Annotated in this window: 15 protein-coding genes; 3 read left to right on the top strand and 12 right to left on the bottom strand. The window is 28.7% G+C overall.

Annotated features, from left to right (window positions below; genetic code table 11):
* Positions 1-34: 34 nt before the first annotated feature.
* The 4 genes from BN8917_RS07520 to ybaK all read right to left on the bottom strand — a co-directional run bounded on the left by BN8917_RS07520 (position 35) and on the right by ybaK (position 2,873).
* Entirely contained in the window at positions 35-442 is a 408-nt protein-coding gene (locus BN8917_RS07520) for a hypothetical protein (RefSeq protein ID WP_066872761.1), read from the bottom strand.
* Positions 443-656: 214 nt separating this feature from the next.
* A complete protein-coding gene (gene ymfI / locus BN8917_RS07515) occupies positions 657-1,394 on the bottom strand; it encodes an elongation factor P 5-aminopentanone reductase (protein ID WP_066872758.1) in 738 nt (245 codons plus the stop codon).
* Positions 1,395-1,406: 12 nt separating this feature from the next.
* The gene (locus tag BN8917_RS07510) at positions 1,407-2,360 is read right to left on the bottom strand and encodes a dipeptidase (RefSeq protein ID WP_066872756.1); all 954 of its coding nucleotides are present in this window, start codon (positions 2,358-2,360) and stop codon (positions 1,407-1,409) included.
* Positions 2,361-2,390: 30 nt separating this feature from the next.
* Positions 2,391-2,873, bottom strand: a complete 483-nt coding sequence (gene ybaK / locus BN8917_RS07505) for a Cys-tRNA(Pro) deacylase (protein WP_066872753.1) — start codon at positions 2,871-2,873, stop codon at positions 2,391-2,393.
* A 279-nt stretch (positions 2,874-3,152) separates the two neighbouring features.
* Between ybaK and mprF the strand changes: the two genes are divergently transcribed.
* A complete protein-coding gene (mprF, locus tag BN8917_RS07500) occupies positions 3,153-5,711 on the top strand; it encodes a bifunctional lysylphosphatidylglycerol flippase/synthetase MprF (protein ID WP_066872750.1) in 2,559 nt (852 codons plus the stop codon).
* 24 nt (positions 5,712-5,735) lie between these two features.
* Here the strand turns inward: mprF and glyA are convergent, their stop codons facing one another.
* Positions 5,736-6,968: a serine hydroxymethyltransferase gene (gene glyA, locus BN8917_RS07495; protein ID WP_066872747.1), complete on the bottom strand. Its 1,233-nt coding sequence runs from the start codon at positions 6,966-6,968 to the stop codon at positions 5,736-5,738.
* Positions 6,969-7,224: 256 nt separating this feature from the next.
* On the opposite strand from glyA, the gene BN8917_RS07490 reads away from it, so the two are divergent.
* Positions 7,225-7,995, top strand: a complete 771-nt coding sequence (locus BN8917_RS07490) for a threonine/serine exporter family protein (protein ID WP_066875404.1) — start codon at positions 7,225-7,227, stop codon at positions 7,993-7,995.
* 1 nt (position 7,996) lies between these two features.
* Positions 7,997-8,506: a threonine/serine exporter family protein gene (locus tag BN8917_RS07485; protein WP_066872743.1), complete on the top strand. Its 510-nt coding sequence runs from the start codon at positions 7,997-7,999 to the stop codon at positions 8,504-8,506.
* Positions 8,507-8,533: 27 nt separating this feature from the next.
* Here the strand turns inward: BN8917_RS07485 and BN8917_RS07480 are convergent, their stop codons facing one another.
* From BN8917_RS07480 to dtd, 7 genes are all read right to left on the bottom strand, one after another.
* Positions 8,534-8,839, bottom strand: a complete 306-nt coding sequence (locus tag BN8917_RS07480) for a metal-sensitive transcriptional regulator (protein ID WP_235829983.1) — start codon at positions 8,837-8,839, stop codon at positions 8,534-8,536.
* Between the two features lie 25 nt (positions 8,840-8,864).
* Complete coding sequence (locus BN8917_RS07475; RefSeq protein WP_066872740.1) at positions 8,865-9,128, bottom strand: hypothetical protein; 264 nt, start codon at positions 9,126-9,128, stop codon at positions 8,865-8,867.
* Between the two features lie 173 nt (positions 9,129-9,301).
* The gene (gene aspS, locus BN8917_RS07470) at positions 9,302-11,098 is read right to left on the bottom strand and encodes an aspartate--tRNA ligase (protein WP_066872737.1); all 1,797 of its coding nucleotides are present in this window, start codon (positions 11,096-11,098) and stop codon (positions 9,302-9,304) included.
* 12 nt (positions 11,099-11,110) lie between these two features.
* On the bottom strand, positions 11,111-12,364 hold the full coding sequence (gene hisS / locus BN8917_RS07465; protein ID WP_066872734.1) for a histidine--tRNA ligase: 1,254 nt from the start codon (positions 12,362-12,364) through the stop codon (positions 11,111-11,113).
* A 20-nt stretch (positions 12,365-12,384) separates the two neighbouring features.
* Positions 12,385-13,824 (bottom strand): coproporphyrinogen III oxidase, encoded by a 1,440-nt coding sequence (locus BN8917_RS07460; RefSeq protein ID WP_066872731.1) that lies wholly within the window; start codon positions 13,822-13,824, stop codon positions 12,385-12,387.
* Positions 13,814-14,431 carry an MBL fold metallo-hydrolase gene (locus BN8917_RS07455; protein WP_066872729.1) on the bottom strand — a complete coding sequence of 206 codons (618 nt, stop codon included), beginning with the start codon at positions 14,429-14,431 and terminating at the stop codon, positions 13,814-13,816. Before BN8917_RS07455 ends, BN8917_RS07460 begins: the two co-directional genes overlap by 11 nt.
* A 13-nt stretch (positions 14,432-14,444) precedes the next feature.
* A complete protein-coding gene (dtd, locus tag BN8917_RS07450; RefSeq protein WP_066872727.1) occupies positions 14,445-14,894 on the bottom strand; it encodes a D-aminoacyl-tRNA deacylase in 450 nt (149 codons plus the stop codon).
* Between the last annotated feature and the right edge of the window lie 5 nt (positions 14,895-14,899).

Raw genomic sequence — 14,899 nt, 5'->3', positions numbered from 1 at the left:
TAAAGATGGTGCAATATCTGCACCATCTTATTTTTTATACAAATTTCTTATATAATTCAACTAATGTATAACAAATATTTATAGCACAAAGACTTTGTAATTCTTCTACTACAGCCTTTGAGTATTCAACTAATTTATCATAATCATCTACATCTAAAACTTCTAAATTGAATTCTGCCTTTATAGCATCATTTAAAGCAATTGTTAAATAGTTTATATATACTCTATTTGTTTCATCTTCATAACCATACATAACTTCTGCTGTTCTACATAAAGATTTAATACTAAATCCTAATAAATTATAATCCCCTGTTATTGGAACTGGCTTATATAATTTTTGATACTTATCACTCTTTGAGTTAACAGTTTTCTTAAGCCATCTATTTATTTCTTCTCTGTCTATAATGACATTTTCATTAATCCATTTTGTTGCTTCGTTCATAATTTCACCTCTGTATTATCTTTTGTTAAAAATGAAATTACTTTTATTTTTTATTAAATATTAAAAGTAATTTTTAAACTATTTTACTAAGTTATTTTAATATAGATTAAAACATTTAGCAAATACTTGTAAAACAAAAAATAAATTTTTATTTTACAATTTATCTATCTCTTTTATAAACTACTCACTATAATAAAGTATTTGCAATAAATAACTATAACATTCCTCCATCAACTGTAATTATTTGTCCTGTTACATATGAAGCCTTTTCTGAGCATAAGAAGCTAACAACACTTGCAATCTCTTCTGTATTACCAAATCTATTTAGAGGTATTTCCTCTTCTAAAGCTTCTCTTTCACTTTGATCCATCCATGAATTCATCTCAGTATTTATAACACCAGGAGCTACTGCATTAACTCTTATTCCTGACATAGCCATTTCTTTTGCAAGTGATTTTGTAAATAAATTTATAGCTCCTTTAGTAGTTGAATATAAAACTTCACAAGATGCTCCAACATTACCCCATATAGAAGAAATATTAACTATAGCTCCCCTACTTTCTATTAAATGAGTCATAGCAATCTTACTACAATTTAATACTCCTTTTAAATTTATATCTAAAATATTATTAAGCCCTTCATCAGTAACATCCATAAATAAGCCTACCTCAGATATAGCTGCATTATTTATAAGAAAATCAATTTTTCCAAAGCTTTCTATAGCAGTATTTATAATAGTTTCACAACCTTTTAATTCTCCAACACTAGCTTTAACTAATAATGCATATCCACCTTTTTCTTTAATCTCATTTAAAGTTTTTTCAGCTTCAAAATCATTATTTGTATAATTTAAAACTACATTTGCTCCATTTCTAACCATCTCTAAAGCTATAGCTTTTCCAATCCCTCTAGTTCCACCAGTGATTACAGCAACTTTACCTTTAAAGTCCATTTTCATTCTCCTTTATCTTAAAACATCCTTTATAATTCTTCTTGCATTACCATTGAATATTTTTTCTATTTCAGTAATTGTAAATCCTTCTTTATCTAATGCTTCTGCTAATTTATACATTTGACTAGCATCTTTAATTTCAACTGGATTCTCTATTCCATCAAAATCTGAGCCAAGTCCTATAACATCTATTCCTCCAATATTTCTTATATGCTTTATATGTCTTACCATATCTGATATCATAGCTATTTCATCTTCGCTTTTAGGTTCATTTTCTGCTAAGAATGCACTACAGAAATTAATACCTGTAATTCCACCTTTATCAGCAAGAAGCTTAATCATATCATCAGTTAGATTTCTACTATGCCCTGTTTTTTCTCTAGCATTAGAATGTGAAGCAACTATAGGATATTTAGAATATTTTATACAATCATAAAAACCACCATCAGATAAATGTGAAGTATCTATAATCATTCCTAAATTATTCATCTCTTCTACTACTTCTATTCCCCTAGCTTTTAAGCCTCTATCCTTATAGGTTAACTCATAATTTGGATATCCTAAATCATTTTCAAAGTTCCAAGTTAATGTAATAAGAGAAATTCCTTCTTTTTTAAACTCACGAAGCTTATCTAAATCACCTTTAATTGCATCGCCCTCTTCAATAGTTAAAAATGCTCCTATTTTATTTTCAGACTCTGCTCTTTTTAAATCATCGTAATTTCTACAAAGACTGATTGTATTTTTATTAATTTCTAATTGCTTTTTAAAATTACTAAGCATTTCTTTACAATAAATATAAGAATCATCTACGCAATCTTTTTCTATAAACATAGCAAAAAATTGTGCTAGAGCCTTTCCCTTTTGAAGCTTTTCTATATCTATACATATATCATTCTTATAAAGTTCTGTTCCCTTAGCAAGCATATGCATAGCTGTATCACAATGTAAATCTATAAATTTCATCTCTCTTCACTCCTTTTATATTTAATCTTATTATGCTTTTGTTATATCAGAAAAATCTGCCTTAGACACATTAGCAAGGTCTACTGGTGAAATATCTATTTGTAATCCTATTTTACCAGCTGATACTGTCATTACTTCTAAATCATTTGCAGACATATCAATAACTGTTTTATAGTCCTTCTTCATTCCAACTGGAGAACAACCACCTCTTATATATCCAGTTACCTTATTTATATCTTTAACATGAATCATCTCTACATTTTTTTCCCCAACTGATTTAGCAGCTTTTTTCATATCTAACTCTTCTTCAACTGGTATAACAAAAACATAATAATCCCTACTATGTCCAACACAAACAAGTGTCTTAAAAACTGTTTTTGGATCCTTTCCAACTTTATGTGCTACTGCTACTCCATCTATCTTATTATCACTTGTATCATACTCTCTAACCTCATAATTCACCTTAAATTTATCAAGTATTCTCATAGCATTTGTTTTACCTTTTACCTTCATAATATTCATCCTCCGATTTCTGTGCAATATTTCCCTATAACTATCTTAACTAATTTATTTAAATTTTAATAGCTCTTTCTTTTTTTATCTTGAATAATTAAATACTTAAAATCCAAAACTATTTAAATACTAAATCAAAAATCTCTACCATAATATCAAATTGAAATAAATTTGATATATATCTATATTATACTTATTAAGTATGTCTAAAAATAATATTTTATTATTTATTGTGAAATATTCATATTGATATTAAGTTTTAAATTAGAGGGTGAATAAATGGAAATAAAAAATAATAGACCACTTATAAATGCAGCTAAGATATTTGGTGGTTTAGTAATAGTATTTCTATTAATATTAGGAATACGTGAATTTATGGGTAATTTTAGTCTATCACTTCTTATAGATGGATTTAATAGGCTCTCTATCTATAAAATGATGCTTATTTTTCTTCTTGGAATTATAGCATTCTTTCCTATGTGTTTTTATGATGTACTTATTAAAAGAAAATTAAATCTTAATATATCAAATATAGATATATTAAAGTATGGCTGGATAATTAATGCCATTACTATCATTGCAGGACTTGGTGATACAGCTGGAATAACTCTTAGAAGTTATTTTTATAAAGATGGGGTAAAAGATAAAAAAGTTCTTTTAAAAGAAGTTTCTAGAATATCAATTCTTACTCCTTCTGGATTATCTGTTCTTTGTATTGGATATTTAATTTTTTATGCTGATACTATTACTAGTTTTGGGATAAAGGAAATTGCAACAATTATACTAGCTTTATATATTCCAGCAATATTTATATATGGATTATATAAAAAGAAAAAAACACAAACTAATACTGAGCATATGCATATTTTAGGAGTAGTTTTAATTTCATTTTTAGATTGGGTATTATCAACATTACTCTTCTTCTTTACTTTAAGATTACTAGGCGTTCATATAACATTTGGAGCCTTCTTCCCTATTTATACAAGTGCTATGGTCTTAGGTATGGTAAGTATGCTTCCTGGAGCTGTAGGAGCATTTGATTTAACAATATTAATTGGATTATCTTCAATAGGTATCTCTAAAGAAATAGCATTATTATCAATACTATTATATAGACTTGCATATTATATAATCCCATTAATAATAGCTGCCATTATATTCTCAACAACACTATGGAAAAACCTAAATAAAAGACTTACTGGTCTTCCTAGTATTATACTTAGAAAAACCTCATTCTTTAGCTTAAGAACTCTTGTATATATTTCAGGTGGAGCTTTATTATTATCTACAGCTTTTCCAACTGTATTTTATAAAATACAAGAAATACATTTCTTAAGCGCAGCTACAGAATTACATTTTTCTAAAACTTTAATTATTGTTGTTGGATTCCTTTTAATAATTATGGCAGGTCTATTAAAACATAGAGCTAAGAGTATCTATTATATAACTATAGGTTTTCTAATAGTAGGAAGTATTCTTACTATAATTAAATCATTTAATTATATAGCTACAGGATATCTAATAATAGTTGCTCTTATACTTATACTTAGTAGAAAAGAATTCTATAAAGTAGGATTTGTAATCAGTTGGGAAGATATGATTTTTAACATAGTTTCTATTAGTGTATTCTGGATTATTTACTTAATAGTAGGTTATCTAAATCTTCCTATTGAAAAAGTTACAGTAAAAAGAATATTTATAAATCTTATTCACAATTATAAAAACTTAATAAGTTTAAGTACAATGGGATTTATACTTTCATTAATGTTCCTATTATTGATTTATCTAGTAGGAAAACTACATAATAAACTTCCAGTAGTAACACTCGATGAATGTGAAGATGAAGTTGCAGAGTTCCTTAAACATAATAATGGAACATCATTAACTCATTTAATCTACTTGAAAGATAAATATGTATTTTTCTCCAAAGAAAATAAGGGACTTATTCAATATTCTATATACTCTAATAAATTAATGGTTCTTGGAAATCCTTTAGGAAAAAAAGAACATATAAAAGATCTTATACAAGAATTCTATGATTTTGCAGATTTATATGGATATATACCTATATTCTTTGAAGTAAGTGGTTCAATGCTTGAAATACTACATGAATATGGTTATGAATTTATGAAGCTTGGAGAGGCAGCAATAGTTCACCTAGAAGACTTCACTATAGCTGGGCAAAAAATGCAAAAAGTTAGAACTTGCTGCAATAAAATCACTAAGGCTGGATATAACTTTGATGTAGTTGAAGGACCTTTAAGTCCTGAACTTATAAATGATATGAAAAGAGTATCAGATCAATGGCTTGCTGGAAAAGATGAAATGGGATATTCTATGGGATTCTTTGATGAAGAATATATAAATAGAGCTCCACTTGGATTAGTAAGAGATGATAAGGGAACTTTACAGGCTTTTGTTACAACAATGCCTACATACGGAATAAACAATACTTTCTGTTCTGACCTTATGAGATATTCAAGAGATACTCCAAGAGGAGTTATGGATTATATGTTTGCAAATCTTCTTTTATGGGGAAAAGAAAATGGATATAAATATTTCAACTTTGGAGTTTCTCCATTAGCTAATGTTGGATCATCAAAATATTCATTTTTAAGTGAAAGATTTGCAAGTCAAATTTACTATCATGGAAAAATATTTTATTCATTCCAAGGTCTAAAGAACTTTAAAGGTAAGTATGCACATAGTTGGGAACCTAAATTTTTAGCATATAAAAATAAATTTAGCTTACCTGTTACGATGTTACAAACTACTTTAATAGTTTCAAATTCAAAAAAGAAAACTATAAAAAATAAAAAAATGAGAACATCAAATTAAGATGTTCTCATTTTTATTTATAAATTAATATAAAGGATATTTATCACATAAAGCTTTTACTCTAGCTTTAACATTATCTAAATTACCTTCTCTATTTTCTATAGCTTCATTTATGATTGCAGCAAGCTCTCTCATATCTTCTTCTTGTAAACCTCTAGTTGTAGCTGCTGGTGTTCCAATTCTTACTCCACTAGTAACAAAAGGACTTCTTTGCTCATTTGGAACTGTATTTTTATTTAAAGTAATTCCTACTGAATCTAAAAGATTTTCTACTTCTTTTCCTGTAACATCTTTGTTAGTTAAATCAACTAAAATAAGATGATTATCTGTTCCATTTGAAACTATTTTAAATCCATATTCCTTTAATGAATCACTTAAAACTTTAGCATTATTTATAACCCTTTGTTGATAGTCCTTAAAACTTGGTTGTAGTGCTTCTTTAAAACAAACAGCCTTTCCTGCTATTACATGCATTAATGGACCGCCTTGAATTCCTGGAAATATAGTTTTGTCTAAATCTTTAGCATACTTTTCTTTACAAAGTATTAATCCACCTCTAGGACCTCTTAAAGTTTTATGAGTTGTACTTGTAACAAAATCACAATAAGGAACTGGTGATGGATGTAATCCAGCTGCAACAAGTCCAGCTATATGAGCCATATCAACCATTAAATAAGCTCCTATTTCATCTGCTATCTCTCTAAACTTTTTAAAATCTATAGTTCTTGAATAAGCACTAGCTCCTGCAACTATTAATTTAGGTTTATGCTTAATAGCAAGATTTCTTACATTATCATAATCAATCATTTCTGTTTCACTATCTATTCCATATGAAATGAAGTTATATAACTTTCCTGAAAAGTTAACTGCTGCTCCATGTGTTAAATGTCCCCCTTCACTAAGACTCATTCCTAAAACAGTATCTCCAGGATTAAGTATGGTTAAATAAACTCCCATATTCGCTTGTGAACCTGAATGTGGTTGTACATTTGCATGTTCTGCACCAAAAAGTTCTTTAGCCCTCTCTCTCGCAAGTTCTTCAACCTCATCTACTATATAACAGCCCCCATAGTATCTTTTATTTGGATATCCTTCAGCATATTTATTTGTAAGATATGAACCCATTGCCTCCATAACCGCTTCACTTGTAAAGTTTTCAGAAGCTATTAGTTCTATACCATTTCTTTGTCTTTCTAATTCTTTTGTAACAAGCTCTGCTATTTGTGGATCCGTTTCTTGTAAATTAATAAAATTCATTTAATCACCCCAACTATGTATTTTTACTTTAATATTATTATAATTATATTACTAAACTATTTCAATAATTATTAAACTGCAAATATATATGTATTTTTTTGATTTTTATGATATTATATAATTAATTACTAAATAAAATAACAATTTATTACATAATATTCCTTTTATCGACTATTACCTTAAAAGAAAGATTATGTTTTTTATTATATATATATACTTTTGCAAATGAGAGGTGACCTTAAATATGGATATGGATATCGATACAAATAAAATTTTACGTGTTTCTACTCATGCAGGAAAAATTATTCTTGAAAGTGGTGGAGAAATATATAGAGTTGAAGAAACTATAATTAGAATCTGTAAATCTTTTGACGTTGAATTTGCTGAAAGTTATGTTACTCCAACTGGAATAATGGTTTCGGTATATGATAAAAATAAAGATGCTAAAACATTAATAACTAGAATAAAAGCTAGAAGTAATAATCTTCAAAGAATACATTTAGTTAATGACCTCTCTCGAAGTGTATGTTGCCATAAGTACACACTTGATGAGGTAGAAGAAAAATTAAAAGAAATAGATAATAGCCCTGTCTATTCAGATAAAGCAGTAATTTTCTTCTCTGGACTTGCAGCATCATCACTTACTGTTCTATTTGGTGGTAGTCTTAAAGATTGTATAGCTTCATTTATAATAGGAATATTAATTAGATTATTTATAATAACTGGTGAAAGATTATTATTAAATGGATTTTTTATAAATGCAATTGGAGGAGCTCTTGCAGCCTCTATGGCAATCTTATTTCATAAATTGGGATTTGGAGTTAATATAAATCACGTTATTATAGGCTCTATAATGCTTCTTGTACCTGGTCTTATAATAACTAATGCTATTAGAGATACAATAGCTGGTGATTTAGTCTCAGGTCTCACAAGAGCTGCTGAAGCTACCTTTATCGCTATATCAATAGCTGTTGGTACTGGAGCAGTTATGAGTATATGGGTTAATTATATAGGAGGTACTTTATGATATGGAACAAATACTTATAGAATCTTTTGCTTCTTTTATAGCAGTTTTTGCCTTTGCTTTTATATTCAATATAAGAGGTAAATTTATAACTTGGGCTGCTATCGGAGGTTTCTTAAGCTGGTTTTTCTATAAAGTTGCTCTATTATGGTGTAAAGATGTCAATTTAGCAATGTTTATTTCAGCAATTATATTTAGCTCATATTCAGAACTTCTAGCTAGAAAACTAAAAACTCCTGTTACAGTTTTAGTAGTATGTGGTCTTATGCCTTTAGTACCTGGAAGTGGTATGTATTATACAATGTCTAGTGCTGTTCATGGAGAAACTCTTAATACTTGGAACTTAGCAGTTTCTACTTTATCATCTGCTGGTTCTTTAGCACTTGGAGTTATCTTCGTATCAACAATAACAAGACTTATTCTAAATTTTAAAAATAATACTTATTCAAGGGTTAAAGCTAAATTTGGTCCTAGAACTAAAATTAAAACTAAAAATAATAAAAAAGAAAGCTAAGAATTTTTCTTAGCTTTTCTTATATAATTATTTAATGAAACTATTTAAAGTTTTTATGAGTTCTTGTAATCCTTCATAATTTTCATCTTCTTTATTAATTCCCATACAATTTCTTGCATAGTTTTCTACTATAAGAATTCCTACTTTATTTATAGCTGATCTTATAGCTGATATTTGAGTTAAAACATCCTTTTGACAGACATTCTTCTCCATCATTCCTTGTATACCTTTAACTTGGCCTTCTATACGTCTTAACCTAACTAGTATATCCTTTTTAGCAATTTCTTGCTCTATCTCTTCCTGAGTTAGATCTTGTTCCTTTTCTCCGTTCAAAATTTCACCTCTTTAAATTAATAAATTAATTATTTTTTTCTTTAAGTTTTCTTCTTTCCTTTTTACTCATCCTATTTCTACTATTAGGTGTACCTATTGTAGCTGTTTTCACTTTTTTATTTTTTCTATTCTTCATATAAGATGAAGTGTATTTTTCATAATATTCTTTTCTACCCTCTTCTGTTTCTCTCATCTTTTTGCCCTTTTTATCTAACATATATAGATACAAACAAATGATTCCTAGTATAATTAATATTATAACCCAAGTAAAGCCCTGTGGTAACTCCATAAAATCTCCCCCTTAATACAGATAATATCAATTATACCAAACTAATTTACATAAAATTCAATTTTTTATTAATTTAACAGAAATATAAAAAATAACTTAAATTTCTATATACATTTTAACTTTAAAAGGCTTAAGGCAAGAATTATTTCTTGCAATAAGCCTTCTATCTTATATTAGTTTTCTTCTTTTTTATCTTCTTTAACAAGTGCTATTCCAAGATCTCTAAGTTGATTTTCATCTACTATATTAGGAGCTTCTGTTAAATAACAGAATGCATTTTGGTTTTTAGGGAATGCTATAACATCCTTAATATTTTCTGTTCCTGCTAAGAACATTATCATTCTATCAAGACCAAATGCTAATCCACAGTGTGGAGGTGGCCCAAATTTAAATGCTTCTAATAGGAATCCAAATCTTTCCCATGCTTTTTCCTTAGTGAATCCAAGTACTTCAAACATTCTTTCTTGAAGCTTTGTATCATGAATTCTTATTGAACCTCCACCAAGTTCTTCTCCATTAAGAACAAGGTCATAAGCTTTAGCTCTAACTCTTGCTGGATCTGATTCTAAGTATTGTATATCTTCATCCATTGGCATTGTGAATGGGTGGTGAGCTGCTGTATATCTTCCTTCTTCTTCATCATATTCAAGAAGATCAAATTCTGTAATCCATGTAAAGTTAAACTCATTCTTATCTTTAACAAGATTATATTTTCTTGAAAGTTCTAATCTTAATTCTCCAAGACTCTTAAGAACTACTGAATTTTTATCAGCAACTATTAAGATTATATCTCCTGTTTCAGCATTCATAGCATTAATTACAGCATCCATTTGTTCTTCTGATAAGAACTTAGCTATTGGTGACTTTATTCCTTCTTCTTTTAATTGAATATATGCAAGTCCCTTAGCTTTGAATCCTTTAATAAATTCACCAAGTCTATCAATATCTTTTCTTCCCATTGAAGCTCCACCCTTTAAGCAAAGAGCTCTTACTGAACCTCCAATTTCAAGAGCTGATTTAAATACCATGAAATCAACATCTTTTACAACTTCACTAAGATCTGTAATTTCCATTCCAAATCTTAAATCTGGCTTATCTGAACCATATTTATTCATTGCATCTCTAAATGTCATTCTCTTAATAGGAAGCTCTATATCTATTCCTTTAACTTCTTTAAATACATGCTTTATTAAGCCTTCATTTAAAGCCATTATATCTTCTTGGTCTGCAAATGACATTTCAAGGTCAACTTGAGTAAATTCTGGTTGTCTATTTGCTCTTAAATCTTCATCTCTGAAACATTTAACTATTTGGAAGTATTTATCAAAACCTGACACCATTAATAATTGCTTAAATAATTGAGGTGATTGAGGTAATGCATAAAACATTCCTGGATAATTTCTTGATGGAACAAGATAATCTCTAGCACCTTCTGGTGTTGATTTTGTAAGCATAGGTGTTTCTACTTCTAAGAAACCTTCTTTATCAAGATAATCTCTTATAGCTTTTGTTGTTCTATGTCTTATCTTGAATATTTCTTGCATATCAGGTCTTCTAAGGTCTAAATATCTATGTTTAAGTCTTATTTGTTCTGAAGCATCAAGATTTTCTTTAATGTATATTGGTGGAGTTTCTGATTCTGATAATATTCTTAAATCATCAGCTATTACTTCTACCATACCTGTTGGAATATTATTATTTACTGATTCTCTCTTAACTATTTCTCCAGTAACAGCTACACAGTATTCTGATCTAACTGATTTAGCTTTTGCAAGTAATTCTTCTGTTAATGTATCTTTAAATACAACTTGCACTATTCCTTCTCTATCTCTAAGGTCCATAAATTGAAGACCTCCAAGATTTCTATTTCTTTGTACCCATCCCATTAGAGTAACTTTTTGACCTATGTGGCTTTCTCTTACTTCACCACACATCATTGAACGTTTAAGTCCTTGTAATGTTTCAGCCATTTTAACTTCCTCCTAATTAGCTTTTATTATTCTTAATATTTCCTCTGTATCAGATAGCTTTACATCAAATTTTTCACCATCATCCATTTTCTTAAGCTGTAACTTATCTTCTTCAATTTCTGAGTCACCAATAATAGCAGTAAATCTTGCTCCTACTTTATTAGCATATTTCATTTGAGCCTTAACTCTCTTTCCAAGGTGATCTATTTCAACCTTTAAGCCCATCTTTCTAAGATCATTTGAAAGCTTTATAGCTCTAATTTTTGCTTCTTCACTCATATCTCCTATGAATAAATCAAATCTAGTTGGTTCTTCAATTTCAATTCCTTCTTCTTCAAGTAATAAAAGAAGTCTTTCAAGTCCCATAGCAAATCCAACAGCTGGAGTTTCAGGTCCATCAATTTCTTCAACTAGATGATCATATCTTCCACCACCGCAAACAGTTAATCCATCCTTTATAACTTCAAATACTGTTTTAGTGTAATAGTCAAGTCCTCTAACAATTTGAGAGTCTACTTTGTAATCTACTTCCATAACATCTAGGTATTTCTTTAATGATTCAAAGTGATTTGAACACTCTTCACAAATAAAATCTAAAATTACTGGAGCTGCCTTAACTATTTCTTTACATGTTTCTACTTTACAATCAAGTATTCTTAAAGGATTCTTCTCAAATCTTGTTTGGCAAGTGCTACAAAGATTATCATAATTTTCTTTAAGATAAGCTTTTAATGCTTCATTATACTTTGGTCTACAGTTAGGACACCCTAAACTATTTATGTTAAGAGATAAGCCCTTAACTCCAAAACTATTTAAAGCATTCATAACAAGTGATATAACTTCTGCATCTACTGTTGGCTCTTGTGAACCTAAAACTTCTATTCCATATTGGTGGAATTGTCTTAATCTTCCCTTTTGCATTTTTTCATATCTAAAACAAGGTGTAAAATAAAACATTTTTGTTGGTTGTGCATCAGCATATAAACTATTTTCTACAAAAGCTCTAACAGCTGGTGATGTTCCTTCTGGTTTTAATGTTATACTTCTATGACCTTTATCTTCAAAAGTATACATTTCTTTTTGAACAACATCTGTTGTTTCTCCAACACCTCTATTGAAAAGTTCTGTAGCTTCAAACATTGGAGTTCTTATTTCTCTAATTCCATATTCAGCTGATATTTTTCTTAACTTTTCTTCAATATACTGCCACTTATATGCATCTTGTGGCAACATATCTTTTGTTCCTTTTTGCGCTTTAATCGCCATGGCTTATACCTCCTACATTTTTAATATAAGGTATCTAAAAGAGCTATTTTTCCTTCTATCATTTCATCTGCTCTATTAATATACTCTCTAATATTTTTTAAGTTTGCAAATCTTTCAATACGTCCTTTGCCTTCATCTAGATAAACAACCTTAGAAACAGCATCTGCTCCAAGCGCTATAATTGTTTGAGTGTCTTCTATCATTTGTATATTATAATAGCATTCTTTATCATTTCTTGAATATCCGACATTCTCCATATTTCCAACCATATTTTTTTGTCTATACATATAGTAAGGATTCATATCTAATTCCTCTGCAAGCATTTTGCTTCTCTTATACATCTTATTTAATTCATCTTGCTCTGCTATCGTAATAGTTTGCTTTAAAACTAAATTTTCATATAATCTTGAAGCTCTTTTTATAGATAAACCATGTACTGTTAAACTATCAGGATTTAATTCCTTTATAAGTTTTGCAGTATGTTCTACCTCCTTTATACCTTCATTTGGTAGACCTATGATTATATCCATATTTATGTTATCAAATTCTAGCTTTCTTGCCAAATTAAATTTATCTATTACATCTTGTGAAAGATGACCTCTTCCTATTGATATTAAACTTCTATCATTCATACTTTGAGGATTTATAGAAATTCTAGTAACATCATACTTTTTCATAGTTAAAAGTTTTTCTTCTGTTATAGAATCTGGTCTTCCACATTCAACTGTAAATTCTCTTAAATTCTTTCCAGCTACAAAACTTTTATGAATTTCCTTCATTAGGCTTTCAAATTGCTCATTATTTACTGAAGTTGGTGTTCCACCTCCAAAATAAACATTATCAACAATTAAACCTTTTTTAGCTACATATTCTTCAATAGCCTTTATTTCTTTCTTTAAAGCTACTAGATAATCTTCAACTTCATTATTCTTAGCTTTTCCTATTGGATCTGCTGCAAATGAACAATATAAGCATCTAGTAGGACAGAAAGGCATTCCTACGTATATAGCAATGCTTTTTTGATCTTTGTTTATGTAAGAATTCTCTCTCTTTGCAATCTCTATGCAAAGTTCTGCCTTATCTTTATTTGCTAAATATGCTTCATTAAAATGATTTATTATTTCATCCTCAGTAGCACCCTTCTTTAGCATATCAAGAGCTATTTTACTTGGTCTAATACCAACAAGTGTACCCCATGGATATTCTCTATTAAGAATATTAGAAAGGAATTTAAAAATTCCCCTCTTTAATTCTTGTACTAAATTATCTGTAACAAAATTAAATGTTTCAGATTTTTCATTATTACTAATTTTAAATTCTTTTGACTCATCTATATAAACTTCATAGTCAAAATGATTTTCATTATTTATCTTTATTTCATCAAAAGTATAAAATATATTAAATATTTGATATACATGATATCTATATTTTTCATCATTTAGTTTTATATTAATATACATAATTATCTCCTAGTATATATGGGTTCTGTCTTTTTTCTAATCCTATTGTTGTTGATGGACCATGTCCTGGATAAACTTTAATATCTTCTGGAAGAGTTGCAAGTTTTCTTCTAACTGATGAAACTAATGTTTCAAAACTTCCACCAACAAAATCTGTTCTTCCTATAGTTCCATTAAATAAAGTATCTCCTGTAAATAAACTTTTATCTACTAAAAAACATACACCACCTGGAGTATGTCCTGGTGTTTCAATTACTCTTATAGTCTTATCTGCAAATTTAAAAGTATCTCCTTCTTTTAAGTATCCATCTGGATTTGGAGTACTTCCATAGGTATCTTGGCCTGATTGAATCATATCATTATCATTTGTACTTATATAAAATGGTATATTAAATTTATCCTTAAGTTCAACTACTGCACCAACATGATCCCAATGACCATGTGTAAGTAAAATAAACTTTGGTTTCATTTTCATATTTTCTACTGCATTTGCAAGAATCTGTGCATCTGCACCAGGATCTACTAAAAATCCTTCATTTGTATTTTCATCCATTACAATATAGCAATTTTCTTCAATCATTCCTGTTGGAATTGTTTTTATTATCATATTACTCAACCCCTTAAAACTCTTTTTTACTATCTAGCATAAGTGTTACTGGACCATCATTTTCTATAAAAACTTTCATATCTGCACCAAAAATTCCTGTTTCAACTTTAAGTCCTTCTTCTTTGCACATGTTAACAAAGATATCATATAGCTCTTTTGCTTCCTCTCCTCCAAGAGCTGCCATAAAATTAGGTCTTCTACCCTTTCTACAATCTCCGTAAAGAGTAAATTGTGATACTAATAAAAGCTCTCCTTCTACATCTTTTAATGATAGATTGAGTTTATCATCCTCATCTTCAAAAACTCTAAGATTTAGTATCTTATCTTTAATATATTTAATATCTTCTATAGTATCTTCCTTGCTAATTCCTATAAGAACATTAAAGCCCTTATTTATAGCTCCAACTATTTCACCATCAACTTCAACTCTTGATGATAAAACTCTTTGTACTACAGCTCTCATAAAAA

Source organism: Clostridium mediterraneense (genome assembly GCF_900091705.1).
Lineage (GTDB): Bacteria > Bacillota > Clostridia > Clostridiales > Clostridiaceae > Sarcina > Sarcina mediterraneense.
The sequence above is the reverse complement of the archived record's forward strand: the minus strand, read 5'-3'. Positions and strand labels throughout refer to the sequence as shown.

Coding starts and splice junctions, on each gene's coding strand:
- ybaK (WP_066872753.1), bottom strand. CDS start 2,873: ATGAAGGTAAAAGGTAAAACAAATGCTATGAGAATACTTGATAAATTT.
- aspS (WP_066872737.1), bottom strand. CDS start 11,098: ATGGCTGAAACATTACAAGGACTTAAACGTTCAATGATGTGTGGTGAA.
- BN8917_RS07460 (WP_066872731.1), bottom strand. CDS start 13,824: ATGTATATTAATATAAAACTAAATGATGAAAAATATAGATATCATGTA.
- ymfI (WP_066872758.1), bottom strand. CDS start 1,394: ATGGACTTTAAAGGTAAAGTTGCTGTAATCACTGGTGGAACTAGAGGG.
- mprF (WP_066872750.1), top strand. CDS start 3,153: ATGGAAATAAAAAATAATAGACCACTTATAAATGCAGCTAAGATATTT.
- BN8917_RS07475 (WP_066872740.1), bottom strand. CDS start 9,128: ATGGAGTTACCACAGGGCTTTACTTGGGTTATAATATTAATTATACTA.
- BN8917_RS07485 (WP_066872743.1), top strand. CDS start 7,997: ATGGAACAAATACTTATAGAATCTTTTGCTTCTTTTATAGCAGTTTTT.
- BN8917_RS07510 (WP_066872756.1), bottom strand. CDS start 2,360: ATGAAATTTATAGATTTACATTGTGATACAGCTATGCATATGCTTGCT.
- BN8917_RS07455 (WP_066872729.1), bottom strand. CDS start 14,431: ATGATAATAAAAACAATTCCAACAGGAATGATTGAAGAAAATTGCTAT.
- glyA (WP_066872747.1), bottom strand. CDS start 6,968: ATGAATTTTATTAATTTACAAGAAACGGATCCACAAATAGCAGAGCTT.
- hisS (WP_066872734.1), bottom strand. CDS start 12,364: ATGGCGATTAAAGCGCAAAAAGGAACAAAAGATATGTTGCCACAAGAT.
- dtd (WP_066872727.1), bottom strand. CDS start 14,894: ATGAGAGCTGTAGTACAAAGAGTTTTATCATCAAGAGTTGAAGTTGAT.
- BN8917_RS07520 (WP_066872761.1), bottom strand. CDS start 442: ATGAACGAAGCAACAAAATGGATTAATGAAAATGTCATTATAGACAGA.